At 39.4% G+C, this 23,390-nt stretch carries 24 protein-coding genes; 10 read left to right on the top strand and 14 right to left on the bottom strand.

Annotation, left to right across the window (positions count from 1 at the left end):
• Position 1: 1 nt before the first annotated feature.
• Complete coding sequence (locus tag K348_RS0106735; RefSeq protein ID WP_029904200.1) at positions 2 to 544, bottom strand: DUF4924 family protein; 543 nt, start codon at positions 542 to 544, stop codon at positions 2 to 4.
• Between the two features lie 313 nt (positions 545 to 857).
• Here K348_RS0106735 and K348_RS0106740 point away from each other — a divergent pair, with 313 nt between their 5' ends.
• Positions 858 to 1,682 carry an MBL fold metallo-hydrolase gene (locus K348_RS0106740; protein WP_029904201.1) on the top strand — a complete coding sequence of 275 codons (825 nt, stop codon included), beginning with the start codon at positions 858 to 860 and terminating at the stop codon, positions 1,680 to 1,682.
• A 60-nt stretch (positions 1,683 to 1,742) separates the two neighbouring features.
• Here the strand turns inward: K348_RS0106740 and K348_RS0106745 are convergent, their stop codons facing one another.
• The gene (locus K348_RS0106745) at positions 1,743 to 2,465 is read right to left on the bottom strand and encodes a pirin family protein (RefSeq protein WP_029904202.1); all 723 of its coding nucleotides are present in this window, start codon (positions 2,463 to 2,465) and stop codon (positions 1,743 to 1,745) included.
• Positions 2,466 to 2,768: 303 nt separating this feature from the next.
• Between K348_RS0106745 and K348_RS0106750 the strand changes: the two genes are divergently transcribed.
• The 3 genes from K348_RS0106750 to K348_RS0106760 are packed head-to-tail and all read left to right on the top strand — an operon-like array spanning position 2,769 to position 5,190.
• Entirely contained in the window at positions 2,769 to 3,539 is a 771-nt protein-coding gene (locus tag K348_RS0106750) for a hypothetical protein (protein ID WP_029904203.1), read from the top strand.
• Between the two features lie 35 nt (positions 3,540 to 3,574).
• Positions 3,575 to 4,585, top strand: a complete 1,011-nt coding sequence (locus K348_RS0106755; protein ID WP_029904204.1) for an alpha/beta hydrolase — start codon at positions 3,575 to 3,577, stop codon at positions 4,583 to 4,585.
• A 23-nt stretch (positions 4,586 to 4,608) separates the two neighbouring features.
• Positions 4,609 to 5,190 carry a DUF1287 domain-containing protein gene (locus K348_RS0106760; protein WP_029904205.1) on the top strand — a complete coding sequence of 194 codons (582 nt, stop codon included), beginning with the start codon at positions 4,609 to 4,611 and terminating at the stop codon, positions 5,188 to 5,190.
• Positions 5,191 to 5,201: 11 nt separating this feature from the next.
• Here K348_RS0106760 and K348_RS0106765 read toward each other — a convergent pair whose 3' ends face one another.
• From K348_RS0106765 to epsC, 11 genes are all read right to left on the bottom strand, one after another.
• On the bottom strand, positions 5,202 to 6,161 hold the full coding sequence (locus K348_RS0106765; RefSeq protein ID WP_029904206.1) for a tetratricopeptide repeat protein: 960 nt from the start codon (positions 6,159 to 6,161) through the stop codon (positions 5,202 to 5,204).
• Between the two features lie 390 nt (positions 6,162 to 6,551).
• The gene (locus tag K348_RS0106775) at positions 6,552 to 7,031 is read right to left on the bottom strand and encodes a hypothetical protein (RefSeq protein ID WP_029904208.1); all 480 of its coding nucleotides are present in this window, start codon (positions 7,029 to 7,031) and stop codon (positions 6,552 to 6,554) included.
• Between the two features lie 177 nt (positions 7,032 to 7,208).
• The gene (locus K348_RS0106780) at positions 7,209 to 8,714 is read right to left on the bottom strand and encodes a PspC domain-containing protein (protein ID WP_029904209.1); all 1,506 of its coding nucleotides are present in this window, start codon (positions 8,712 to 8,714) and stop codon (positions 7,209 to 7,211) included.
• Between the two features lie 12 nt (positions 8,715 to 8,726).
• Positions 8,727 to 9,062, bottom strand: a complete 336-nt coding sequence (locus K348_RS0106785; RefSeq protein ID WP_029904210.1) for a PadR family transcriptional regulator — start codon at positions 9,060 to 9,062, stop codon at positions 8,727 to 8,729.
• Positions 9,063 to 9,074: 12 nt separating this feature from the next.
• Entirely contained in the window at positions 9,075 to 9,659 is a 585-nt protein-coding gene (locus K348_RS0106790) for a PspC domain-containing protein (RefSeq protein ID WP_029904211.1), read from the bottom strand.
• Positions 9,660 to 9,866: 207 nt separating this feature from the next.
• Positions 9,867 to 10,382, bottom strand: a complete 516-nt coding sequence (locus tag K348_RS0106795) for a hypothetical protein (RefSeq protein ID WP_231496754.1) — start codon at positions 10,380 to 10,382, stop codon at positions 9,867 to 9,869.
• A 407-nt stretch (positions 10,383 to 10,789) separates the two neighbouring features.
• A complete protein-coding gene (gene creD / locus K348_RS0106800) occupies positions 10,790 to 12,172 on the bottom strand; it encodes a cell envelope integrity protein CreD (RefSeq protein ID WP_029904213.1) in 1,383 nt (460 codons plus the stop codon).
• Positions 12,173 to 12,231: 59 nt separating this feature from the next.
• Positions 12,232 to 12,531 (bottom strand): transcriptional regulator, encoded by a 300-nt coding sequence (locus tag K348_RS0106805; RefSeq protein ID WP_029904214.1) that lies wholly within the window; start codon positions 12,529 to 12,531, stop codon positions 12,232 to 12,234.
• Between the two features lie 2 nt (positions 12,532 to 12,533).
• Entirely contained in the window at positions 12,534 to 13,139 is a 606-nt protein-coding gene (locus K348_RS0106810) for a hypothetical protein (protein WP_029904215.1), read from the bottom strand.
• A 110-nt stretch (positions 13,140 to 13,249) separates the two neighbouring features.
• Positions 13,250 to 13,705, bottom strand: coding sequence for a hypothetical protein (locus tag K348_RS0106815; protein ID WP_029904216.1), 456 nt, complete (start codon positions 13,703 to 13,705; stop codon positions 13,250 to 13,252).
• Positions 13,706 to 13,779: 74 nt separating this feature from the next.
• The gene (gene epsC, locus K348_RS0106820) at positions 13,780 to 14,598 is read right to left on the bottom strand and encodes a serine O-acetyltransferase EpsC (protein WP_029904217.1); all 819 of its coding nucleotides are present in this window, start codon (positions 14,596 to 14,598) and stop codon (positions 13,780 to 13,782) included.
• Between the two features lie 184 nt (positions 14,599 to 14,782).
• Here epsC and gdhA point away from each other — a divergent pair, with 184 nt between their 5' ends.
• From gdhA to K348_RS0106835, 3 genes are all read left to right on the top strand, one after another.
• The gene (gdhA, locus tag K348_RS0106825) at positions 14,783 to 16,120 is read left to right on the top strand and encodes an NADP-specific glutamate dehydrogenase (RefSeq protein ID WP_029904218.1); all 1,338 of its coding nucleotides are present in this window, start codon (positions 14,783 to 14,785) and stop codon (positions 16,118 to 16,120) included.
• A 395-nt stretch (positions 16,121 to 16,515) separates the two neighbouring features.
• Complete coding sequence (locus tag K348_RS0106830; RefSeq protein WP_029904219.1) at positions 16,516 to 16,869, top strand: hypothetical protein; 354 nt, start codon at positions 16,516 to 16,518, stop codon at positions 16,867 to 16,869.
• Positions 16,870 to 16,956: 87 nt separating this feature from the next.
• Positions 16,957 to 18,264, top strand: coding sequence for a Na+/H+ antiporter NhaC family protein (locus tag K348_RS0106835; protein WP_029904220.1), 1,308 nt, complete (start codon positions 16,957 to 16,959; stop codon positions 18,262 to 18,264).
• A gap of 4 nt (positions 18,265 to 18,268) precedes the next feature.
• Here the strand turns inward: K348_RS0106835 and K348_RS0106840 are convergent, their stop codons facing one another.
• Positions 18,269 to 19,033 carry a DeoR/GlpR family DNA-binding transcription regulator gene (locus K348_RS0106840; RefSeq protein ID WP_029904221.1) on the bottom strand — a complete coding sequence of 255 codons (765 nt, stop codon included), beginning with the start codon at positions 19,031 to 19,033 and terminating at the stop codon, positions 18,269 to 18,271.
• 273 nt (positions 19,034 to 19,306) lie between these two features.
• On the opposite strand from K348_RS0106840, the gene K348_RS0106845 reads away from it, so the two are divergent.
• The 3 genes from K348_RS0106845 (at position 19,307) to K348_RS0106855 (ending at position 23,249) form a co-directional block, all read left to right on the top strand.
• Positions 19,307 to 20,899 carry a glycerol-3-phosphate dehydrogenase/oxidase gene (locus K348_RS0106845; protein WP_029904222.1) on the top strand — a complete coding sequence of 531 codons (1,593 nt, stop codon included), beginning with the start codon at positions 19,307 to 19,309 and terminating at the stop codon, positions 20,897 to 20,899.
• A gap of 28 nt (positions 20,900 to 20,927) precedes the next feature.
• Positions 20,928 to 22,415 carry a glycerol kinase GlpK gene (glpK, locus tag K348_RS0106850; RefSeq protein ID WP_029904223.1) on the top strand — a complete coding sequence of 496 codons (1,488 nt, stop codon included), beginning with the start codon at positions 20,928 to 20,930 and terminating at the stop codon, positions 22,413 to 22,415.
• A gap of 135 nt (positions 22,416 to 22,550) precedes the next feature.
• On the top strand, positions 22,551 to 23,249 hold the full coding sequence (locus K348_RS0106855; protein ID WP_029904224.1) for an MIP/aquaporin family protein: 699 nt from the start codon (positions 22,551 to 22,553) through the stop codon (positions 23,247 to 23,249).
• The last annotated feature ends 141 nt before the right edge of the window (positions 23,250 to 23,390 follow it).

Raw genomic sequence — 23,390 nt, forward strand, 5'->3', positions numbered from 1 at the left:
CTTATAAATCGAGTGTACCTTCGCGATCACTTTTATATTTCTGCGATAATAGCCGCAAGAAAGATGAAATCTGGGATATCGCTGCCTGTGTTTCGCCCGACACTTCTCTCTTTTGCAAACGCATCAACAAATAGCCATATAGGGCGGTGAAGCAGGTTTCAATTTCAGGAACATTTTTATCAGGAGCTTTAGCTCTCAATTCCACAATGTAAGGTAGGGTTTTATAATACGCTTCGGAATAAGCAGACTCTTTCGGCGATTTTAGTAATTTGAGATGCAACTCAGTCAGTTCCGAGATCACATTCTTATTTATTATCAGATGCCCGTCCTCTATTACGTTTTCCCTGCGCATCATATCTATCAGGTTTTCGTACCATTCCCTGATTTCTTTTTTTACTTCGTCTGTTTCTCCGAATTTGGATATAATGCTGTCGTCTATTTTTCCGATGTCGAGTTTACTGGCGCGTATGAGATCTTCGACCTGCCACATATAAAGCAGATATTCGCCGATGTTTTCCTCTTTTAATTTTTTTGCAATGAGCATATGATATTGTTTTTTTCGAGATCAAATACAAAGGTAAATAATAAATTTATTAAATGAATGTTCCGGATTTGTGCATTCATGCGGGTTCTCTTTTTATATACAAAATATATATGTCCTCGATTGAACAAAGCGACATCAAATAACGTTTAATCTACAAAACAGGTTCTTACTTTTTTCATAGTGTGTTAGATAGATTGTTTAGTTGATTTTTTGTGCCTGTTTTTATCATAGTATATGTTAGTTTTATATTAGTGTTAAGGTCTGGAAGAGATGGTTGCGACAACCGTCTCTTCTTTTTTTATATCTTAGTAGTATGGTTGAGATCAAAATAATAGAAAGCGGATATATAATGGCCGACGGAGGCGCCATGTTCGGCGCTATACCGAAGCGGGCATGGCAGAGGAAATATGAATCGGATGAAAATAATCTCTGTCGGTTGGCTATGCGTTGTGTCTTGGCGTTATCAAGTGACAGGAAAGTGTTAATCGATACAGGTATGGGAGATAAGCATCTCGATAAGGTTTCCTATTATCAGCCTCATAAGCTGAAGAGAATGGATGAAGCCTTGGAAGATTATGGATATTCGCCGTCGGATATTACAGATGTAATACTTACGCATCTTCATTTCGATCATTGCGGCTATGCTACCTGCATAAACAAAGACGGAGAGATAACACCGTCATTTCCTAATGCAAGATATTGGTTGAGCCGTAAGCAATGGATAAATCTTCTGGAACCTAACCGTTTGGAAGCCGATTCTATTTTCCCTGAAAATATCCTGCCTATATATGATGCCGGATTATTGAATCTGGTAGATGAAGATATGAACCTGACTGAAGGTATTGTCCTGCGGTTTTTCGACGGGCATACCGACGGACAGATAGTAGTTTATATAGATACTGACAACGGACAGCACATTTTTCCCGGAGACCTTATTCCAACCTCTTCACATGTGCCACTGGAATGGATATCGGCATATGATATAAATGCGCTTACTTCTGTCAAGGAAAAAGAAAGGTTTCTGTCTGAGATTGCAGGGGATGAAAATACACTAATTTATTGCCATGATGCAAAAGTTGTGAAGAGCAAAGTAAAAAGGCTGAATAATAATTTTATAGCATTTGACAAAGAACAATAAAAAAAGCCCGGGTTATAAAACTCCGGACTCCTACATATTGCTCCTTACAATTACCTATCACTAAAATTCCATTGGCACATCTATAATTAAGATGCGTGCATTATCAGAATCGGCGGTTATTTTCACATTGTCTATGTCTTCGATGCCTATTGCATCCCTGTGATTTAATTTCTGCCCCTCGACAGTAAATTCACCTTCGATAACCATTGCAAAAACACCATTACCTTTTCTTTTTACTTTATAATCTATTTCTTTGCCTTTCTCGAAAGTACCGATACTGAACCATGCATTTTGGTGTATCCACATCCCGGTATTATCAGCATCGTTTTTCGGCCCGACAATCTGTATCAATTCATTCTTATTGTGTAAGAAATCAAATGCCCGTTGATCGTAGCGAGGCGTTACATTTTTTGTATCCGGGAAAACCCATATCTGGAAGAAGTTTACAGGCTTTTCTTCATTCGAATTGTACTCACTGTGAGTAATACCCGAACCGGCACTCATAACCTGTACTTCACCTGCACGTATCACCTCTGTGTGTCCCATGCTGTCTTTGTGTTCGAGATCGCCGTACAATGGTATGGAAACTATTTCCATATTATCGTGCGGGTGGGTTCCGAAACCTTCACCGCCTTTTACAATATCATCGTTCACAACACGAAGTGCACCGAAATGTATGCGTTCGGGATTGTAATAATTTGCAAAACTGAATGTGTGATATGTATCAAGCCATCCGTGATAAGCGTGACCTCTCGATGAAGCGCGGTATAATGTTGTTTTCATATAAATTATCCTTTCGTTTATTTTATAATCTTTTTGAGTATAAACATTTTAATATGTAAAATGTTTTTTATTTAATACAAAGTTACAATATATTAATGTATTTGTAAAATAATAAAAATTATATATATGTATAAATATATTAATAGTAAACTTAGATAAGTTTTACCTAATTTGAAGATTAAAGGTGAAAATATATGCATACCATAGAAAAAGAAATAAAAGGAAAATATATCAGAAAATCTCCTTTAATAACTGACAATAATTTATTAACTTTACAGTTAAAGTAATTAAATACGGGATGTTATGAAAAAACTGGTTTTTATATTACTCTTAGCAGTCCCGGCTATCGTGTATAGCCAGACTGAAGTTCCCAAAGATAGCTTTCCCCCATTGAAAAAGGAATCTTTGAAGATTGATGAAAAGCTTGATAACTATTTGCAGCTTAATGGGGAAAATGCAAATAATCAGGCCGGATCCAAAGCATCGCTTTATCATCCATTGTTGAATGAAGATAAGGAATATAGTGTTCCCGATCTACATCTTCCTCCATTAGATGTTTATCTGGGGCCTCCTCTCGAAAGTAATACATTTACAAAGGATCCCTTTGCCAATGATTTTTCATTCAGTTCGGGTCATATCTATTCAGACCGGATGTGGCTGTCGTCACGCTCTTCTTATGTCACATATCCGTTGTTAGGTGCATCACGGGACGTAAGCATGCGTTTTAATTATCAGCCACTCGAATGGCTTGCTGTTTCAGCCGGACCTTATGCATCTAAATATAACCTTTTTGGTGCCACCTACAATGACGGGGGAGTCAACGGGTCAATAAAGTTTATCCTGCACGACCGCATACGCCTTAACGGGTACGGCCAATATTCATTAAGGGCAAAACATAACGGTGTAGCCGGTCCTATGCTGAATATGTATCCGAGTACATACTACGGCGGTACCATTGAAGTGAAAGTAACACAAAAATTCGGTATAGAAGGAGGGGTTATACGTGAACTTAATCCGTTTAACGGCAAATGGGTTAACAGGCCGTACTTTGCTCCTGTATTTTATGTGAAATAATTAATCCGTAGTTTTCAGGCATACATAGAATCAGAATGAAATTTAAGAAAATCCTGAAAGCAGGTCTTATTGCAATAATAACAATATTTATCCTAATGAATATTGTTATTATTATACAGGCACATAGTCTTTCTCATTTCGATGAGGATGCAGTGCCGATTATGCCCGATTATAAACCAACTTTTTTTGAATCGATCAAAATCGGCTTGTGCGGATTGGATTTACCCAAGCCCCATACAAAGGGTTATCCCGTACATGCTTACGACTCCTTGTGTATTGTTCAGGAAGAGGGAAAGAAGCTCGATGCATGGCTGTTGCATACCGATTCTCTTAAACGGGGACTGGTAATTGCTTTTCATGGATATATGGATGAGAAATCATCTATGCTCGACAGAGCAGATGTATTTCTGGATATGGGCTACGATGTATTACTGGTGAACCTTATGGGTGCGGGAAATTCTTATGGTGACCAGACTACCATGGGATATCTGGAAGCGGAAAACGTAAAAGCTGCACATGAATACGCCATCACAGAACTAAAAGAAGAAAATATAATTCTGACAGGATTTTCAATGGGTGCAGCCGCTATTATGAAAGCCCAGCATGATTATGATCTTCTGGTAAAAGCAGTTATATTGGAAGCACCCTATGCAACATTCAAGGGAACAGTCGGAATGCGGATAGATAAAATGAATATGCCACGTTTCCCTGTAGCACAATTGTTTACCTTTTGGTTTGGTGCTATAAATGGATTCGATGCGTTCGGAAATAATCCGGAGGAATATGCCGTAAAAATTTATGTGCCGGCATTGCTGATGTGTGGAGGTAAAGATCAGTATATACCTGAAGCGGAAACCGAAAGTATATTTAATAATATTGCAGATAAATATAAGAAGATGAAGATATTTCCGGAATCTCATCATCAGTCTTATCTCATCAGGTATCCTAAAGAATGGAGAACTACAGTGTCGTCTTTTCTGGATAGCCTTGAAAAAATGAATGTATTTAGTGACGAAAGGGTGGGGGCGCCTCTTAGAAGAAACTAATTTATTATTTAATAATTACATTTATGAAAAGAGGATTATTAATACTTATACTAACCTCGCTTAGTATTGGCTTTTTTGCTCAGGACGGAGACTTCTATAAGCGGTTATCGTCGGCTGCCATCGAACTGACAAATGATAAAGTCACCTACGACCCACGTTATTTTACTATACCCTATCCAAATGGTGATGTTCCGGCAGATAAAGGAGTATGTACCGATGTCGTCATCAGGGCATACCGAAAGCTGGGTATAGACCTGCAGCAGAAAATACATTTGGATATGAGGGCGAATTTCAGTAAATATCCAAAGAATTGGGGATTGAAAGGAACCGATAGGAATATCGATCACCGCAGGGTGCCTAATCAGGCATTATTCTTTTCGCGTTTCGGGACAGTATTGAAAATATCTGACAAGGGCAGTGATTACCTGCCCGGAGATATTGTTACATGGGATCTGGGCGGAGGAATAAACCATATAGGGATAGTAACCGACCGTATGTCGCGGGATAATAAACGCCCATTAATAGTTCACAATATCGGACGGGGTCAAGTCTTGGAAGATTGTCTTTTCAGTTTTAAAATAACAGGGCATTACCGCTACAAGTAAATTATTCAGGTTTACCTTTTGCGGGCGAGAGGTTTTAGTCTCTTTATAGCCTTATTAATGGCTTCGTGTGTGTCGAGTTTGTTTTTCGGATCGAGGTCTAATATTCTTTCGTAATCGCTCAGTGCTTCGTTGTATTTCTTTTCTTCTTCGTATATCGCTGCCCGTTTTCTGTAAGCATTGACGTTTGTAGAATCGAGCGCTATGGCTTTATTGCAGTCTGCCAAGGCCTTGTCAAAATCTTTTTGCATCATGTAAGCTCCGGCCCTGTTGCTGTATGCTTTTACATTTGTAGTATCTATGGCGATAACTTTATTATAGTCGGAAATAGCCTTGTCGTAAGCATCTTTCGCCAAATAGGTATTGCCTCTGTTATTGTATATGTCGATAACATAAGAAGGGTTCAGTTTGATAGCTTTGCTGTAATCGTTGAGCGCCTTATCGTAATTGCCAAGCCCTTCATATATAATGCCTCTGTTGTAGTATGCATCCGAATAGTCCGAATTTAAGCTTACGGCTTTAGTGTAATCAAGTATTGCTAGGCTGTCTTCATCCAGCATTTGGTAGATGCAACCTCTGCTGTAAAATCCTTTGGGAGATGTAGAGTCTATAGCTATTATCGTATTTGTATGATCGATAGCTTTTTTATAGTTTTCAATATTGAGGTATTCGTTGCAGATGATCGTATTCGCTTCGATAAGCAAGATATTTTTCTTGCGGGGAGTGATGAGGTCTTCATCTGCATGGATTTGCTCCAATATCGATGTGAGGGCAGTTATGCGTTCTTTCTGATTGTCCAGACTGTCTACTATCCTGTTCATCTTGTGCCTGAACTCAGCAATATGCTTATCCTGTTTTATCTCTTTATCGAAAAGATTACAGGATGAAACGAATATAGAAAGTGCGATAAGTATAATGGCAAAATGAAATTTCGTATATATCACTTGTAACGTTGCGTTTGTTGTCTTGCTCATATAAAAATAGATGACATTAATGAACCTTGATGTCTCGGATTCAGCAAAGATATTAAAAAAAAATATAATAAAGGCTTCAAATCTTGTTACATCTCTGCATTTGTTGATATATAAAGTAGGAACACCTATCCTCACGGATAAGTGTTCCAGATTCGTAGTGTTATTTTTATCTAAAATAAAAAGTAATAATGTGTTTTACTTTGTTCTTTATAAATTTAAACGTAAAAAAATCGAAAGTGTTACATTTGCTGACACTTTTTTGATTTTTTAATAAAAGTCTATATTATTGTAATAATAATTTACTATAAATGAATAAAATGAAATCTTTGCAGGGCTTTGGGCAATGTTTTGGCAACGGGAATGCAGTGCAGAAATAATTTTCTTTGTTAACTACTGATTAGGAAATAATCCTCGTTCAAAAATATCCATAGCGTTAGCTTTAAGTATCTTGTTTTTATCTAGCTTCAATTCCTTAGCTACTTCTTCTCTTACATCTGATACAACATAGAGGCTGGAATCTTCACGGACAACAGATTTTTCTCCACGCAGATCGTCGATCTGATAATAGCTTTTGTCTATTGTTTTGTAGATGCCTTTTAACGGCTCGGAATAGTTTTGGTAAAAATAGTATGTCCTGTCATTCTTAAATTCGTAGCTGACATTATTTTCTTTGTATCTGTTTTTGATATAGTCTTCTATGGGCTGTTTCAAAGACGGCTCGGTAACATATACTTCAGCTTTTGTCCCTGCATGAATCCAATGTCCCTCTACATTTTTAGTATAGGAACTATCTTCCCTGTCGCATGATTGTATCAGAAACCCGAGGGCAATCACTAATATTAAGAAAAAATATCTATATTTACCTTTCATAACCTAATAATTAAGGTTATTTTGCAAAATTACATAATATAAACGGAAAATGTAACAAAATTGTTGTGTTTTTTTAGTGAAAAATCGGGCAAAAATGAAAGTTTTTTGCCCGACTGTTGTGATATGGATTTTATCACTGTCTATTATCAAAAACAAGAAACTATTCTGCTTATTATTTCAATCAAAATTAAAATGGTAATTATAACCATGGCGACCATAATATTTCAATCTAAAAGGTTTGGAATTATATGAATTTTTAAGAGGTCCCTCAATGAGTACCTTTTTATTCGCGGGAGTTGTAATGACTACGTCGAATGTTTCAAGGTTCCATTTGTCGTCATTGTCGTACCATTTAGGATTAATGACCATTAGTGAGTCATTGAGACTATAGTCCAGTTGTAGATTTTCAGCTTTTCGTCTGGCTGTAATATCATTGTCGGCAAAATCATTTTTTTTGATTTCCACTTTATAGCCTGTCAGTAATGAATCTTCCAATACTTTCACTCTCGGAAGAATACATACTTCCCTGTCTTTCATTTTCTCGCCTCTGTAAAATACAGCGGGATTTTGCGGCTGTTGGTTCATATGCCTGTAATCATCTCCAAGCCTTATAATAAGTGTATCGGATTTTGTATTAACAGCGACATTTTCTATCGCATCTTCTTGTTGCCTGTGACCGTGTGCAAATTTTACACTTTTGTTTCCGATGTAGAATAATGAACCTACCCAGATGAACAGTCCGATTATAAAGCTGAACATTGTCCGTTGTGTAAATGCCGAACGGAATAAAACTTTCATCAGTAAACTAAGCAATGCAACCAGTGGTAGACAAAGTGCCAGTATTACAGCAATTTTCAGGTTAATGGAGTTATATCCAAGTAGCACCAGATAGTTGTTAGCATTCAATATTTCCGTATCGAAATGTAGCCAAATTAATGATGCGAGCAATCCGAATAGCGTAAGGAAAACGGTTAACGCAATAAAACCTATAATTATATTGATAAATATATTCAATAGGGTGCCCAGTGCACTTCCCCTGTATTTCCGCTGAGGTGCATGAGTACGATCTTGAATGTTTTCAATAGAAGGGTCGGCTCCCGACATGGACAGCTTCTGGGTGAAAGTACGGGCTGTCGGCATAATCAGCCATAATATCAGATAGCCGATGATGATAGTGACGGCTCCCTTGAAAGAGAAAAAGCTGAAAAGGATAATTACCAATCCCGCAAGTATAATACGTATGGCAGTCGGGTCGATTTTGAAATAGTGTCCGAAGCCACTGCATACTCCTCCAAGTATTTTATTATTTGCATCGCGGTATAGCTTTTTCTTAAATATGCTTTGAGAAGGATCATCCTTATCCGTATATTCAGGGTCTCCCTTTACAGGAGCGCCTTCTTCGTTTGCATCCTGATAGATGGCAGCATCGAAATCCTTAGGGTTGCCCATGATTTTTATGATTTCCTGAGCGTCGGCTAAAGATACCACGCCGTCATTGGAGTTGATTCTGATCTGCAATAATTCACTGAGGCGCGATTCTATATCTGCAATTATCTCTTCGGCTTCGGGATTGCCGCTGAAATGCATCCTGAGTGCCTTGAGGTAATTATTGAGAACAGAATAGGCATCTTCTTCAAGATTGAATGCCAGTCCGCCTATGCTTACTCTTATTGTCGGTTTCATCGTATTATGGTTTTATTTGTTTCGGATATTGTCTATTACTCTGACAAGGTCTGTCCATACGAGATCCAGTTCTTCGAGTACGGCGCGTCCTTTGTCTGTTATAGCATAGTACTTGCGCGGAGGCCCCTGTGTGGATTCTTCCCATCGGTAACTAAGCAATCCCTGATTTTTCTGTCGTGTAAGAAGAGGATAAAGTGTACCTTCTACAACGATCATTTCCGATTCTTTCAGTTCGTTTATGATGGCCGATACATATGCATCGCCTTTCGATAAGATGCTGAGAATACAATATTCGAGTATCCCTTTGCGCATCTGAGCTTTTATATTGTCTACGTTTATAGTTTCCATACAGCTTATATTTTATTTGCGTTGTGAGGTAAATTTCCTGATATTATCTGCAGTAGGCGCATAGCCTCTCAGTTCCAGTTTCTGTGCTATAGTAATAGCGCGTGGCGATACAATCCAGAGAATTAAATATGCAAGTATGGCAGTTCCATATGCAAAGGCCAGTGCTACGAATATGAGCCTTATGATGGTTACGTCTACTCCTGTGTAAGTTGCGATACCGCTACATACGCCGGCGATCATCTTTTCGTCCATATCCCTGTAGAATCTTTTGCTTCCCTTGGTATATTCATATTCCTGATTGTAGCCTGCCGATCTTGTTGATCCGGCATTCGGTTCCGGTTCATTGTTTTCTATTTCTCCGAGATGGTCGATAACTACCTGTACGAGCTTCATATCCACAACCTGATTTGAAAATTTCATTTCTTTCTGGAATATTTCCGCTACCCGTGCTTCCACATCTTCCATGACTTCTTTGGCTTCCTGCTTATCGGAGATAGTTTCTTCAAATCGTCTCAGATATTCTTTCAATCTGTAATAAGCATCGTCTTCCACTGTGAAATTAATGCTTCCTATACTGACTTCTATAACCTTTTTCATGACATACTATTATTTAATACCATTTATTATCCTATACCATGTTGTTTGTATTGCAAATATATAAATAAATAATAGTACTATGCAATACATAATACTATGTCAAAAAATAAAATATTGACTATATTGTTTATAATCAATATTTTATTAAATAGAAAAATATTTGTATTTAACTTTAATTAACTAATTGCACTTTGCAATTGCCTTGTTTCAATACTTCGAAGGTTTGTAATCAATGAGTTTTTCCAATCTTTTTATATACATATGTAAAAGATAAAGGGGTATAATCCCAAATAAGCAAAACGAGCAATCAACAATTCTCCACCATAAAGGAATATCCCTTACTGCTCCGCAAATTAATGCAACAGGAATAACACCTATACAGGCTATCATTCCGAAATAGACAATCCAGATATTCCTTACAGGTTTCATATATAGCCCTATAAAGGCAACGGCGATAACCAGATGAGAGAAGGCCAGCCAGTCGGTGCCATAAGCAAGGAATGGATAATCACGGTTTGTATTTACGACGGCATTTGTGATAGTGGCTATCCATCCTTTAAGGTCTTCATAAGTATCGGGTGAAGCTTCCGGTGATATGCCTAAGATTTCGCAGACAATCCTTATTTCACTTTCTAAAGGAAAAGCTGTTATACCCCAGAATAATAATGCAAAAATATAAAATGCAGTTAGTGCTCTGATTTTTAATAATAGTTGTTTTTCCATTACCTTCATTGTTTTAAATTGGGATTAAATTTATCTATATAATTTAAGCGGATAGCCTTTAGCTGATAGCTCTTTGAAATGATATTAATTACAAGTTACTTCGCCATATGGGTGGTTACAAGTTACAAGTTTTCGTTTCTCGTTGTCAATTATCAACTTTCCATTGTACATTGAAAAACGTTACTTTCGTTACCTTTTAACTAAATATGATTAATTAATGTGAAATAATTATGAGTAATGAGTGAATGCTTTTTCGCTTTTCATTGGCACATAGGCACATTTACTAATTTGCTCATTACTTTTGTTACCTTTTAACTATATATAGTTAATATATGCAAATCTAATAGAGGGTGCAGAGCAATATAGGATTTACACCTACACCCTCATTGATTCAAAGGAGACTAAACTCAATTCATATTATCGGAATTTTCATTATTCGGTATATATTGCGGAGGTATTTCTTCACTTATTCCTTCTGTAATTTCGCACTGTTCTACTTCTTCATCTTTATACCAATCTACTTTGCGAAGTACAAACATGACAATTGCAAGTGCTACAAATAATCCTATTGCACCGAAGAGCAATGCCATATTTTCCTGTTGCAGAATAATGTATAGGTATACATACAGCACACTAAGAAATACACCCATCATGGCTGTTTGCTTTATATTCCGGAACATGGTAGTGGAATAGGCCGTTATCAGAAGTGTGGTCGCAATTGCTGAAATTAGATAGGATAATCCGAAGCTGATATGTTCCGATATGGCAAGTAGAAGCGTATAAAACAATACAAGCGCGCAACTGACCAACAAGTATTGAACGGGATGTATCCGCTTTCTGCTCAACAGTTCCACAAGGAAGAATACGACGAAAGTAAGTGCAATGAACATAATTGCATATTTTACCGAGCGCATAGTCATCTGATATTTATCAACCGGATATTTGAGGTCTACTCCCAGGGCAGATGATTTGAGTATATCGTTGCTTCCTGTCCACATTTGCACATAATTGCGATTGTAGTCAAATACATTCCAGTTGGCATCAAAGCCTTCGTCGTTTATGACACGTTTGCTGGGAAGGAAATCACCGTCGAATGAAACTGTTTTCCACGGTGATTTAAGATGTATTTTGTTTTCTTTTCCAACTGCTGTGAAATATAGCCCTCGGCTGCCGTTCAGTGGCAGGTTGAATTTGAAATCATAGTTGGATACAGAGGTATCGATTGGCATGGCGATAGTCACACCCGAATCTATAATACTATTGTTTTTGACACCCGGCTGTACTGATAGTTTTTTACCATTCATCTCAAATTCTATTTTGTCCCTTATCCCTTGCAGATAAGGAATGCCTAGAAGAATAAATGCATCCTTCCATTTGATTTGTTCGGGCCTTATATTCAACTTTGCATAATCGGGCAAGCTGAACTTACCATTGATCTGCATATCCGATTGAAAAACAAGCGTGTTATACATAGTGCGGGAGCGGTCTTCAGTATTGATACTGCCGTCGACATTGAAAGAAGCGGGGAGAAAATAAGCGTACGCTGTTATTGGATTTTTGTTCTTATCTGTTACCGTTTCGTAGGGTAACACCAATATTGGTCCGGTAATACGTTGGGTTCCGCCCCATTTATTTGTGATATCATTCTGAGCATCCTGCTGGTTTTGTTCCCTGCCTTCTATCAGGCCTTGTATCATTGTGATAGGTATCAGCATTACTAATATCAGTACTGCTACAACAACAATCTTCACAATGAGCATGTCGGTATTAATTCCAAAATTTGTTTTCATGAGTTCTAATTTATATAAATAAAAGTTCTTTGAATTTCAAAGTATAATGATAAAAAAAATTATGGTAAAGGATTAATTAATTTTTCAAGTGCGTCGATATGTTCTTTAAATAGCCTTCTTCCCAGTTCTGAGACCTGATAAGAGGTATTGGGTTTTCGGCCTATGAATTGCTTCTTTACTTCGATCACCTCTTCTTTTTCCAGAGCTTTGAGATGACTCGCCAGATTTCCATCGGTAACATCCAGCAATTCCTTCATTGTATTGAAGTCTACGCTGTCATTTACCATCAGTACCGACATGATGCCAAGGCGTACACGGCTGTCGAAGACCTTATTCAATCCTGATATAATATCTTTCATACTCAACCGTTTTTAGCCGACTTCATGTCATATTTGTAGTAGATGAGGATGCCATATACAATATGTAAAACACCAAAGCCGATTGCCCAGAAGAGTAAGCCGTTATATACATATATTCCGGCAAGAAGTCCTAGGATAATTTCGCATGCGCCTAATATCTTTATGTCCTTATATGTGCGTGATCCTGCCGCAATAAGAGCCAATCCGTAAAAGACGAGCATTGCAGGAGCAACCATATGTGTTGCATTCTGCATGATAAGGATGATACAAAATACTCCGCCTACTGCTAATGGAATACAAAAGTCCTTAGCTATTTGCAATGTGGCCGGCTGCCATAGTTTAGCATTGTCTTTCCTGGCCTTACGTGCTGAAAAGATCAGGCCTTCCGAAACGGCTAAGATGAGCACTATAGCTGCTATTATAGACAGATCATATACAAGGAATCCTGTAAAAGACAACTCACCTTCGAGTATGTAATGAGCTGCTATGGCCCCGATAATCGCAAAGGTTCCGGCTAATACACCGGATATACCGCTTATCGAAAGGAACTTGCTTGAGCGTTCCATCATGGAACGTATGTGTTTTAAGTCATCCAGATTTGTATCCATAATATCTACTTTGAAATACAAAGTAAGGCTATATATTTTTTATTTGCAACTTAATTGACAAATATTTTATGCTTTGGAAAAGAGTAGGACTTTGAGAGTAGGATCTGATCTCATTCTTTCAGTAAACGATCCAGAAATTCATCGAACTCGCGGTCGAATTTTTCCATCAGATCATTGTCAATTTTTATAGTAGATTCTTCCGAAATAAGTAGAAGCTCTTCTATAACAACGAAGTTTTCATCTGCATAATTCACGGAAAAAGGCTTGTACAGATCAAGTGATGTGAACATATCCTCATCATCCAGTTGTTCGGTAACATTGCGTAATACTGATGCAACTACTTCGTCGCTCAATTCATCGACTTTATCAACCCAGTTGAATACTACGATTTCAGCTACTTTATTCTCTTCGTCGTCGTAAAAGGCAACTTCACCGCTTTCTTTGTCAACGGTAATGAAAATATCCGTAAGTGAACTTCCTTTATAATCATGGGCTAAGCAATCGATAGCCTGTTTAAAAGTGTCCTTAATTAATGTAGATGTATCTCTGTTTGCTCCTGTTCCCATTTCGACGATAGTTATTATGATGTAAAGTTATTAAAAATATTGGTTATGCGACCTCTATACTTTAACTTTCAGTATTATATATTGAAATCGATAATATGCTCTCCTGATGCAAGCGTATTATGTATCCTTATTTCCGAATTTTGTTGTACCAGAGAATAAGGAACAACGCTTTTGGTCAGCCATGCATTACCTCCGATAGTGGAATCGTGGCCTACCACTGTTTTTCCCCCCAGAATGGTTGCTCCCGCATATATAACAACATTATCTTCTATTGTCGGGTGACGTTTTTCATTTGCAAGACTCTTTGTTACGAATAATGCGCCGAGAGTGACACCCTGATATATTTTTACATTATTACCTATAACGGTTGTTTCTCCGATGACAATGCCCGTACCATGGTCAATATAAAGTGCATGCCCTATTTCCGCTCCGGGATTGATATCCACACCTACTTTCGAATGAGCGTATTCAGAGAACAATCGAGGTATAATAGGTGTTTTCATCTTGTAAAACTCATGCGAAATGCGATACACCACTTGGGCAAAGAAACCGGGATATGTAAGAATAACTTCTTCTATCGATTTGGCAGCCGGGTCATTTTCGAAATACACCGTTGCTTCTTCAAATAGCTGGTCTTGCAGTTCGGGCAGGCCGGAGATGAATTTGTCCACTGTTTCTTCCGCTCTTTCTCTGTCGAGAAGTGCTGAGATGTTTTCTACAAGAACCGAATAGAAATAGTAGAGTTTCTTTTCCCGCGATTTTTCCTGATCGCATATAGGGAACAGAACCCTGTGGATAAGTGTATTCAGTGCATCTTCAAGCTCGATTCTGTTTATCGGAAGATGTTTCGACTCGGCTCTGAGTCTATTTGCTATTTCGTAAATATTGGTCATACTATTGGCATTGAGAACAACAAATGTAAGAATTAAAAACAAAAAATACGGAAATCTGATTTAGCTTATTTATTATATGTTTTATATCATATTTTACTCCTGAAAAAATAAAGATAAAAAAGATTAGAAATAATACATTATTAATAAATTTGTACAGCATAATTACCGATTAATAGTTAAATATATGAATATAAATAACATTTTGTCAGCGTTGGAGGCAAAACACCCCGGCGAAAATGAATTTCTGCAAGCAGTAAAAGAAGTGCTTGTATCTATCGAAGATGTATATAACCAACACCCCGAATTCGAAAAGAACCGCATCATAGAGCGGTTGGTAGAACCCGACCGTATTTTTACTTTCCGTGTAGCGTGGGTGGATGACAAAGGCGACATACAGGTAAATCTCGGATACCGAGTACAATTCAATAACGCTATCGGCCCTTACAAGGGCGGTTTGCGGTTTCATGCATCGGTAAATCTCTCCACTCTAAAATTTTTAGGATTCGAGCAGACTTTCAAGAATGCGCTTACTACATTACCAATGGGTGGCGGGAAAGGCGGTTCCGATTTCAGCCCGAGGGGAAAATCGAATGCCGAAATCATGCGTTTCTGTCAGGCATTCATGCTGGAATTGTGGCGTAATATAGGTCCCGATACAGATGTTCCTGCCGGTGATATCGGTGTCGGTACACGCGAGATAGGCTACTTATACGGCATGTATAAAAAGCTTGCCAGGGAAAATACGGGTACATTTACCGGAAAAGGCCTTGAATACGGAGGCTCGCTTGTTCGCCCTGAGGCTACAGGTTTCGGCGCCTTGTATTTCGTGAATGAAATGCTGAAAGCCAAGAATATAGATTTCAACGGTAAAACCGTGGCGATATCCGGATTCGGCAATGTAGCATGGGGTGCCGTTAAGAAAGCTACAGAACTGGGTGCAAAAGTTATCACTATTTCGGGCCCCGACGGTTATATTTTTGATCCGGAAGGGGTTAGTGGCGAAAAAATTGAATATATGCTGGAACTTCGCAATAGTGGCGACGATATTGTTGCACCCTATGCCGAAAAGTATCCGAATTCTACTTTCTATCCGGGGAAGAAACCTTGGGAACAGAAAGTCGATATTGCCTTGCCTTGTGCGATCCAGAATGAACTTAATCTCCAAGATGCCGAAGCATTACTTGCCAACGGGGTTACCTGTGTAGCCGAAGTTTCCAACATGGGGTGTACCGCTGAGGCTGTCGACTTCTTCATCGAAAAGAAGGTGCTGTTTGCTCCGGGTAAAGCGGTGAATGCGGGTGGTGTTGCTACTTCGGGACTGGAGATGAGCCAGAATGCCATGCATATACAATGGACTGCAGAAGAGGTGGACCAGAAACTGCACCAGATAATGAAAAATATACATACTCAGAGCCTGAAATATGGTAAAGACAATGACGGGTACATCAACTATGTGAAAGGTGCAAACGTTGCCGGCTTTATGAAAGTAGCCCGTGCAATGATAGCGCAAGGAGTTGTATAATAACTAAAAACTAATCAATCGGAAGAAAAGCTCTTTGGACTTTAAAATCCAAGGGGCTTTTTGTTTACATATATTAACTGTATTTAGTTAAAAGGTAACAAAAGTAACGGAAATTTCAGTTGGCAAGTAAACAAGATACGGGATACGGGCTGAAAGACTCGTCTACTTGTTTACCGTTTACTTGTATCTAATTGTAGAATTTACATTCTTTAACTATATATAGTTAAAAAGTAACGAAAGTAACGGATTTCCATGTTTTCTGGCTATTTATAAAATATCAAAGAGCGACGAGTAATGACTCATAATATAGATAAAGATTGTACGTTTTATATATTGATGATTAAACTAATATTAATTTTGTGGGTCTATTTATATAACACCCTATAAAAAACATTATGAAAACAAACAACTTACTACAAATAACACTTGCACTCTTTCTACTTTCGATAGTAATGGTATCATGTGGCGCTTCATTGCAATCCGGTATAAAACATGTACAACTGGATATGACAAAGCAGGAAGTAATCGGTAAATTAGGCAACGATTACGAGGTTGCTTCTATGGCAAAAACAGAACAGGGGAATGTAGAGGTGCTGCGTTATACAATTTATATGGCACACGAAAATAAAGCAGTTCCTTCTAATTACTATTTGTTACATTTCCTGAATGGAAAACTGGTGGAGGTTAATCAGGAAGACGCAATTGTGCCGATTCCGGTACACCGACCGCATCCACGTCCCGGAAGATAGGTTTCCGTTCTTTATGATAGTTTGATTTTAATCGCATGGCAAAATATTACTACCTTTGCCCGTGCTTATTAAATCTGTCAGACAAATATGAACCGATATAACAAATGGTATCGCTCTAAAGGCTGGGCATTGATGCCATTAGCTGTGTTTTTTCTTCTTTATGCCCTTACTTTTATATTTACAGGTGATCTGTATCAGATGCCGGTATCGGTTGCTTTTATGACGGCATCTCTTGTTGCGGTTTTATATTCGAAGGGTGGTAAGCTTTCCAATCGCATTACGCAATTCTGCCGCGGCGCTGCCAACGAAACTATTATGCTGATGGTTGTCATATTTATTCTGGCAGGTGCTTTTGCCGGAACAGCCAAAGCTATGGGAGCGGTAGATGCCACAGTGGATATGATGTTGTATTTGTTACCCGAGAAGACAATTTTAGCAAGTATGTTTATTGCAGGATGTTTCATTTCCATGTCGATGGGAACATCTACCGGAACGATTGCCGCCTTGGCGCCTATTGCAGTGGGCGTATCTTCGCAGACAGGCATCGATCTGCCGATGATGCTGGGCGTTGTGGTAGGAGGGGCAATGTTCGGCGATAATCTTTCTTATATTTCCGATACTACGATTGTAGCCACGCGTACACAGGGCTGTAAGATGCAGGATAAGTTTAAAGTAAATATCCGTATTGTCTTACCGGTCGTTTTGATTGTGTTGGGCATTTATATTTATCAGGGTATGGAACTGGCCGGAACAGCAACTGTTGCGGTTAATGAAGTGGAATGGCTGAAAGTTCTTCCATATCTTGCCGTACTGGTAGCAGCTTTAGCAGGAATGAACGTAATGGCAGTTCTTGCTTTGGGGATAATTCTTTCGGGAATAATAGGGTTGGTTACAGGCGGCTTCGGCGTTTGGGACTGGACTGCAGCTATGAGTAAAGGCATAGTAGTGGATATGGGCGAACTTATTATCGTTTCGCTGATGGCAGGTGGGATGTTTGAGCTTATCCGTTTTAATGGAGGTATCGACTGGCTGATAGAGAAAATGACGCGGAATATCAAATCGAAGCGTTCGGCTGAATTTTCCATTGCCGGACTGGTTTCTTTTACAAACCTTTGTACGGCAAATAATACGATAGCACTCATTATCAGCGGACCTATTGCTAAAAATATAAGTGATAAATTCGGTTTGGATGGCAGGAAAATAGCCAGTTTGCTCGATACTTTTTCCTGTTTCGTGCAAGGGTTGATACCTTATGGGGCACAACTGCTCATTGCGGCAGGGCTGGCAAAAGTAAATCCCATTGAAATAATACCGTATTTATATTATCCGTTTCTACTTGGTATAGCTGCCACAGCGGCTATTATATTCCGGTATCCGCGTAAATATCACAGGTAAAAGTTTATACTAATGTGACCTCTATTTCCCTTTCCCTTATCATATCTATAATATGGGCCGGAGCATTCGTATCGGTTATTATATGATGGATTTTATTAATATCGCATATTTTGCAGAAACCACGTTTGCCGAATTTCGATGAATCGGTTAGTACAATGATTTTCTGCGCTGCGTCTATCATTTGCTGATTGATGCGTGCTTCGCTCATATCGCTGGTTGTAAGCCCGTAGTCGAGGTCTATCCCGTCTACCCCTAGGAAAAGCTTGTTGCAGGAAAGGCTTTGCAGTATATTTTCCGCATAGTGTCCTATTACCGAAACGGAGTTCTTCCGCATATTTCCTCCCAGTTGTATGACTTCTATATTAGGGTTGTAGCAAAGCGTAAGAGATACTTTTACAGATGAAGTAATTACCGTAATATTCTGCTCAACATCTATTTCATCGGCAAAGGTGAGCAGTGTTGTGCCTGAAGCAATAATTATTTTATCATTCGGTTCCAGCAGGCTGTTGGCCGCTTTCGCAATCCGTAGTTTTTCTTCTATCTGTATTTTTTCTTTTACATCGATATGCTTGTCTGCAATGATGGAACTTAGGCTGCTGGCACTACCGTGGTTACGATATAGCATCTTTTTGCTTTCGAGATATTTTAAATCTTTTCGAATCGTAACTTCCGAAACTTCCAATTGCTTACTTAACTCCTGCACTTTGACATACCCGTCTTGTTTCAGTTGCTCCAGTATGTGCTTATGTCTTTTTGCAATATTTCCCATATCAGCTATGTATTATAGTTCCTGTTTGCAAAGATAGGAAAATAATCAGGAAAGTATTATTGCGCACGGTGAAACTTTTTCGCGTAAATCATTGTTATTATAATAAAATCTCCCCTTTATTCAATAATTAACCTGTCAGAATTACTTTTGATTTCGGTTGATATGGTTTCGAATAATTTCGTTTTATTTTTATTTTATCAATAAAAAGTTTCGAAATTATTTGTTTATTCCAAATACATAATTATCTTTGCAATAAGTAAAAACATATTTATTATGGATCGAAATAGTTATATAAGGCAAATAGCCGATGCATCCGTTGTTTGGGATTTTGTTATAGTAGGTGGCGGAGCTACAGGGCTTGGCTCAGCTGTAGATGCTGCTTCACGCGGTTTTAAAGTAGTATTGGTCGAGCAGGCAGATTTTACAAAAGCAACATCGAGCCGCAGTACAAAACTCGTGCATGGCGGAGTCCGTTATCTTGCACAGGGGGATGTAGGGCTTGTAATAGAAGCTTTGCGGGAAAGAGGATTGATGAAGAAAAATGCACCGCATCTTGTCAAAGACCAGCGTTTTATCATCGGTAACTATAAATGGTGGGAAAAACCGTTTTACACTATCGGCCTTACTGTTTATGATATATTAGCCGGCAAACGAGGCTTGGGCCGTTCGCTGCCGATGAGCAAGAAATCGGTCGAGCAGGAAATCCCTCAGATATCCACTAACGGATTGCGGGGTGGGGTAGTATATCACGACGGGCAATTCGACGATTCGCGCATGGCTATCAATCTTCTGCAAACTGCGATAGAGCAGGGAGCAGTTGCTGCCAATTATGTGAAAGTAACAGGTTTGACAAAGAATGGAGCAGGAAAAGTTTCGGGCGTTAAAGTTTTTGACGAATTAGGTAAGCAGGCATATACGCTTCACGCGAAGTCTGTGATAAATGCTACCGGAATATTCGTGGACGATCTGATGAAAATGGATGCTCCTGAAAAAGATAATATAGTACGCCCGAGCCAAGGTGTACATCTTGTAGTAGATAAATCTTTCCTTGGAGGTGATACGGCTATCATGGTACCAAAAACCAGCGACGGACGTGTGATGTTCGGTGTGCCTTGGCATAACAAGGTTGTTTTGGGTACAACCGACACACCGTTGAAAGAATTTGTGTTGGAACCGCAAGCATTGGAGCAGGAAATAGAATTTATACTTAAGACTGCCGGACAGTATCTAGCCAAACAGCCGCGGCGTGAAGACGTTTTGTCTGTCTTTGCAGGCTTACGGCCTCTTGCTGCACCGAAAAAAGGAGCAGACGGACAGAAAACGAAAGAAATTTCGCGTAGTCATAAAATAGTTATTTCCGATAGCGGTCTGATAACCATAACCGGAGGGAAATGGACTACTTACCGCGATATGGCGGAAGACGTAATAAATAAAGCATTGCAGATTGCCGACTTGCCTCACAAAGATTGCGTGACACGCGATTTGCGGATACACGGATATAAAGAAACTGTCGACAGATCGGATTTCAGCTATGTATACGGTAGTGATTACGAAAAGATAAGACAACTGCAGGCACAACAGCCTGAACTTGCCAAAAAGCTTCATCCGCGCTTCGATTATACAGGTGCGGAGGTCGTATGGGCGGTAAGAGAAGAAATGGCAATAACTCTTGAAGATGTTTTATCGAGAAGGTTACGCGCTACTTTCCTCGATGCACGCGCGGCAATAGATATTGCACCTGCGGTAGCTGCAATCATGGCAAAAGAAGCCGGACATGATACTGAATGGGAAAAGATGCAGGTACAGGAATTTGTCGATCTGGCGCAGCATTACCTCTTGGTCCCTTACAAACCACATAATATATAGAATCTTATAACCTAATTAATATCAACGCATGGAAAAGTACATTTTAGCATTTGATGCAGGAACGACAAGCTCACGGGCTATAGTTTTCGACCATACAGGTCAGATACGTTCGGTGGCGCAAAAAGAATTTCCGCAGATATTTCCTCAAAGCGGATGGGTTGAGCATGACCCGCACGAAATTTGGGCTTCACAGGCAGCTGTAGCTGCCGAGGCAATTACAAAAATAGGCATAAACGGAACGAATATTGCGGCAATCGGTATTACAAACCAACGTGAAACGACTATCGTTTGGGATAGGGAAACCGGCGAACCGGTATACAACGCTATTGTATGGCAGGATCGCAGAACATCCGAGTATTGCGATAAATTGAAAAACGACGGGCTTTTACCTTTTATTAAAGAAAAAACAGGACTTATAGTAGATGCATATTTCAGTGCTACAAAAGTAAAATGGATTCTCGATAATGTAGAGGGAGCCAGAGAAAAAGCCGAAAAAGGGCAACTCGTATTCGGTACTGTGGATACATGGATAATATGGCGCCTTACCAGAGGTGAAGTGCATTCTACCGACGTAACGAATGCATCCCGTACAATGCTGTACAATATTCATAAATTGGAATGGGATGAAGAATTATTGAAACTTTTCGGCATACCTAAGAGTATGATGCCAAAAGTTTGTTCTTCCAGCGAAATATACGGACATACAAAAACAACCATATTCGCATCGAAAGTGCCTATTGCGGGAATAGCAGGCGATCAGCAGGCAGCTTTGTTCGGACAAATGTGCGTTGACAAAGGAATGGTAAAAAACACATACGGCACAGGGTGCTTTATCCTTATGAATACCGGAGAGGAGCCAGTTGCTTCCAAAAATAATCTGGTAACTACAATCGCATGGCAGATAAATGGTAAAACTACCTATGCGCTTGAAGGAAGTATCTTCGTAGGCGGTGCGATCGTACAGTGGTTGCGCGACGGGCTGAAGGTTATCAATTCATCATCGGAAGTAGAGCAATTGGCCATGCAGGTGCCCGATAGCGGCGATGTATACTTTGTTCCTGCACTTACAGGACTTGGAGCACCATACTGGGATCAATATGCCCGTGGAACTATTGTGGGGATATCGAGGGGTACAACAGCCGCTCATATTGCCCGTGCAGCCCTTGAAGGTATCGCTTACCAGACAATGGATGTTGTAAATGCCATGATATTGGATGCAGGGCTTGGCCTCAAAGAACTAAGGGTTGATGGCGGCGCAGCAAAAAACGATCTGCTTATGCAGTTTCAGGCAAATGTTTTAGGTGAAACGGTTATTCGCCCGCAAACAACAGAAACCACAGCCTTGGGTGCTGCGTATCTTGCCGGACTGGCTGTCGGATTTTGGGAAAATCTAGAAGAAGTGAAAAAGCAGTGGCATGTAGATACACGCTTCAAGCCTGATCCGAAAATAGACATGCACCTCGCTAAACGTAAATGGTCGGAGGCCATATACAGGGCGCAGTCTTGGATTAAATAGCCATAGAAATACAACAGGATCTTAAATACTCTATATACGGACTTAATGAAAGTCTTTGTGAGATTTTCATTAAGTCTCCAGATTCGGACAACACATATTACACAAAACTGATTAACCTTTTAATTTTTTAAGACCATGGGACAGGATATTTTATTCGAATTTATAGGCACTACCATACTGATACTTTTTGGTGCGGGCGTATGTGCCAACGTTTCATTAAAGAAAACATTCGGCAATAGTTCGGGCTGGGTGGTAATTGCTTTCGGCTGGGGTTTTGCCGTATTTGTCGGAGCCTTTATCTCGTCGCCTTATTCAGGTGCTCATCTCAATCCTGCCGTAACTATAGGTTTGGCTATAGCAGGCAGTTTCAAAGGAAGTGTTATAGGATATATAATTGCACAGATGCTCGGCGCTATTCTGGGTGCCACACTTGTATACCTGATGTACAAGCCGCATTTCGATGCGGAAGAAAATGCAGATGCAAAACTTAGTGTATTCTGCACGAGCCCTGCTATCAAGAATTGGTTTTCGAATTTTTTCAGTGAAGTAATCGGTACCTTTGCATTGGTATTCGGTATACTCTATGCAGCCGGAGCGGAAATAGCCGGGCCGTTGCCTGTAGCCATACTGATTGTTGCTATCGGTATGTCGTTAGGGGGTACTACGGGCTATGCTATCAACCCTGCCCGCGACTTAGGGCCGCGTATCGCTCATGCCATATTACCAATAAAAGCCAAAAGAGACAGCAACTGGGGTTATGCATGGCTGCCGGTAGTTGCACCAATCTGCGGCGGAGCACTTGCGGCTTTGGCTTACATTGCTCTTAATGCTTAAGGCGCGCTTCTGAGTTAGTTAGAGTAACTATCTTCAATATATCATAATTGTTTGGTTATCATTTTCCTGTATGCTTCCATGCGTGCGGGTAGGTAACTTAGTGTCTTATTTTAAAGCTTTTATAGTACATTTTTACTTCAC

The sequence above is a fragment of the Prevotella sp. 10(H) genome, from assembly GCF_000711235.1.
Classification (GTDB): Bacteria; Bacteroidota; Bacteroidia; order Bacteroidales; family Dysgonomonadaceae; genus Dysgonomonas.

Excerpts from the sequence above, each read along its gene's own strand:
- K348_RS0106735 (WP_029904200.1), bottom strand. The coding sequence starts at position 544 with ATGCTCATTGCAAAAAAATTAAAAGAGGAAAACATCGGCGAATATCTG.
- K348_RS0106740 (WP_029904201.1), top strand. The coding sequence starts at position 858 with ATGGTTGAGATCAAAATAATAGAAAGCGGATATATAATGGCCGACGGA.
- K348_RS0106745 (WP_029904202.1), bottom strand. The coding sequence starts at position 2,465 with ATGAAAACAACATTATACCGCGCTTCATCGAGAGGTCACGCTTATCAC.
- K348_RS0106750 (WP_029904203.1), top strand. The coding sequence starts at position 2,769 with ATGAAAAAACTGGTTTTTATATTACTCTTAGCAGTCCCGGCTATCGTG.
- K348_RS0106755 (WP_029904204.1), top strand. The coding sequence starts at position 3,575 with ATGAAATTTAAGAAAATCCTGAAAGCAGGTCTTATTGCAATAATAACA.
- K348_RS0106760 (WP_029904205.1), top strand. The coding sequence starts at position 4,609 with ATGAAAAGAGGATTATTAATACTTATACTAACCTCGCTTAGTATTGGC.
- K348_RS0106765 (WP_029904206.1), bottom strand. The coding sequence starts at position 6,161 with ATGAGCAAGACAACAAACGCAACGTTACAAGTGATATATACGAAATTT.
- K348_RS0106775 (WP_029904208.1), bottom strand. The coding sequence starts at position 7,031 with ATGAAAGGTAAATATAGATATTTTTTCTTAATATTAGTGATTGCCCTC.
- K348_RS0106780 (WP_029904209.1), bottom strand. The coding sequence starts at position 8,714 with ATGAAACCGACAATAAGAGTAAGCATAGGCGGACTGGCATTCAATCTT.
- K348_RS0106785 (WP_029904210.1), bottom strand. The coding sequence starts at position 9,062 with ATGGAAACTATAAACGTAGACAATATAAAAGCTCAGATGCGCAAAGGG.
- K348_RS0106790 (WP_029904211.1), bottom strand. The coding sequence starts at position 9,659 with ATGAAAAAGGTTATAGAAGTCAGTATAGGAAGCATTAATTTCACAGTG.
- K348_RS0106795 (WP_231496754.1), bottom strand. The coding sequence starts at position 10,382 with ATGGAAAAACAACTATTATTAAAAATCAGAGCACTAACTGCATTTTAT.
- creD (WP_029904213.1), bottom strand. The coding sequence starts at position 12,172 with ATGAAAACAAATTTTGGAATTAATACCGACATGCTCATTGTGAAGATT.
- K348_RS0106805 (WP_029904214.1), bottom strand. The coding sequence starts at position 12,531 with ATGAAAGATATTATATCAGGATTGAATAAGGTCTTCGACAGCCGTGTA.
- K348_RS0106810 (WP_029904215.1), bottom strand. The coding sequence starts at position 13,139 with ATGGATACAAATCTGGATGACTTAAAACACATACGTTCCATGATGGAA.
- K348_RS0106815 (WP_029904216.1), bottom strand. The coding sequence starts at position 13,705 with ATGGGAACAGGAGCAAACAGAGATACATCTACATTAATTAAGGACACT.
- epsC (WP_029904217.1), bottom strand. The coding sequence starts at position 14,598 with ATGACCAATATTTACGAAATAGCAAATAGACTCAGAGCCGAGTCGAAA.
- gdhA (WP_029904218.1), top strand. The coding sequence starts at position 14,783 with ATGAATATAAATAACATTTTGTCAGCGTTGGAGGCAAAACACCCCGGC.
- K348_RS0106830 (WP_029904219.1), top strand. The coding sequence starts at position 16,516 with ATGAAAACAAACAACTTACTACAAATAACACTTGCACTCTTTCTACTT.
- K348_RS0106835 (WP_029904220.1), top strand. The coding sequence starts at position 16,957 with ATGAACCGATATAACAAATGGTATCGCTCTAAAGGCTGGGCATTGATG.
- K348_RS0106840 (WP_029904221.1), bottom strand. The coding sequence starts at position 19,033 with ATGGGAAATATTGCAAAAAGACATAAGCACATACTGGAGCAACTGAAA.
- K348_RS0106845 (WP_029904222.1), top strand. The coding sequence starts at position 19,307 with ATGGATCGAAATAGTTATATAAGGCAAATAGCCGATGCATCCGTTGTT.
- glpK (WP_029904223.1), top strand. The coding sequence starts at position 20,928 with ATGGAAAAGTACATTTTAGCATTTGATGCAGGAACGACAAGCTCACGG.
- K348_RS0106855 (WP_029904224.1), top strand. The coding sequence starts at position 22,551 with ATGGGACAGGATATTTTATTCGAATTTATAGGCACTACCATACTGATA.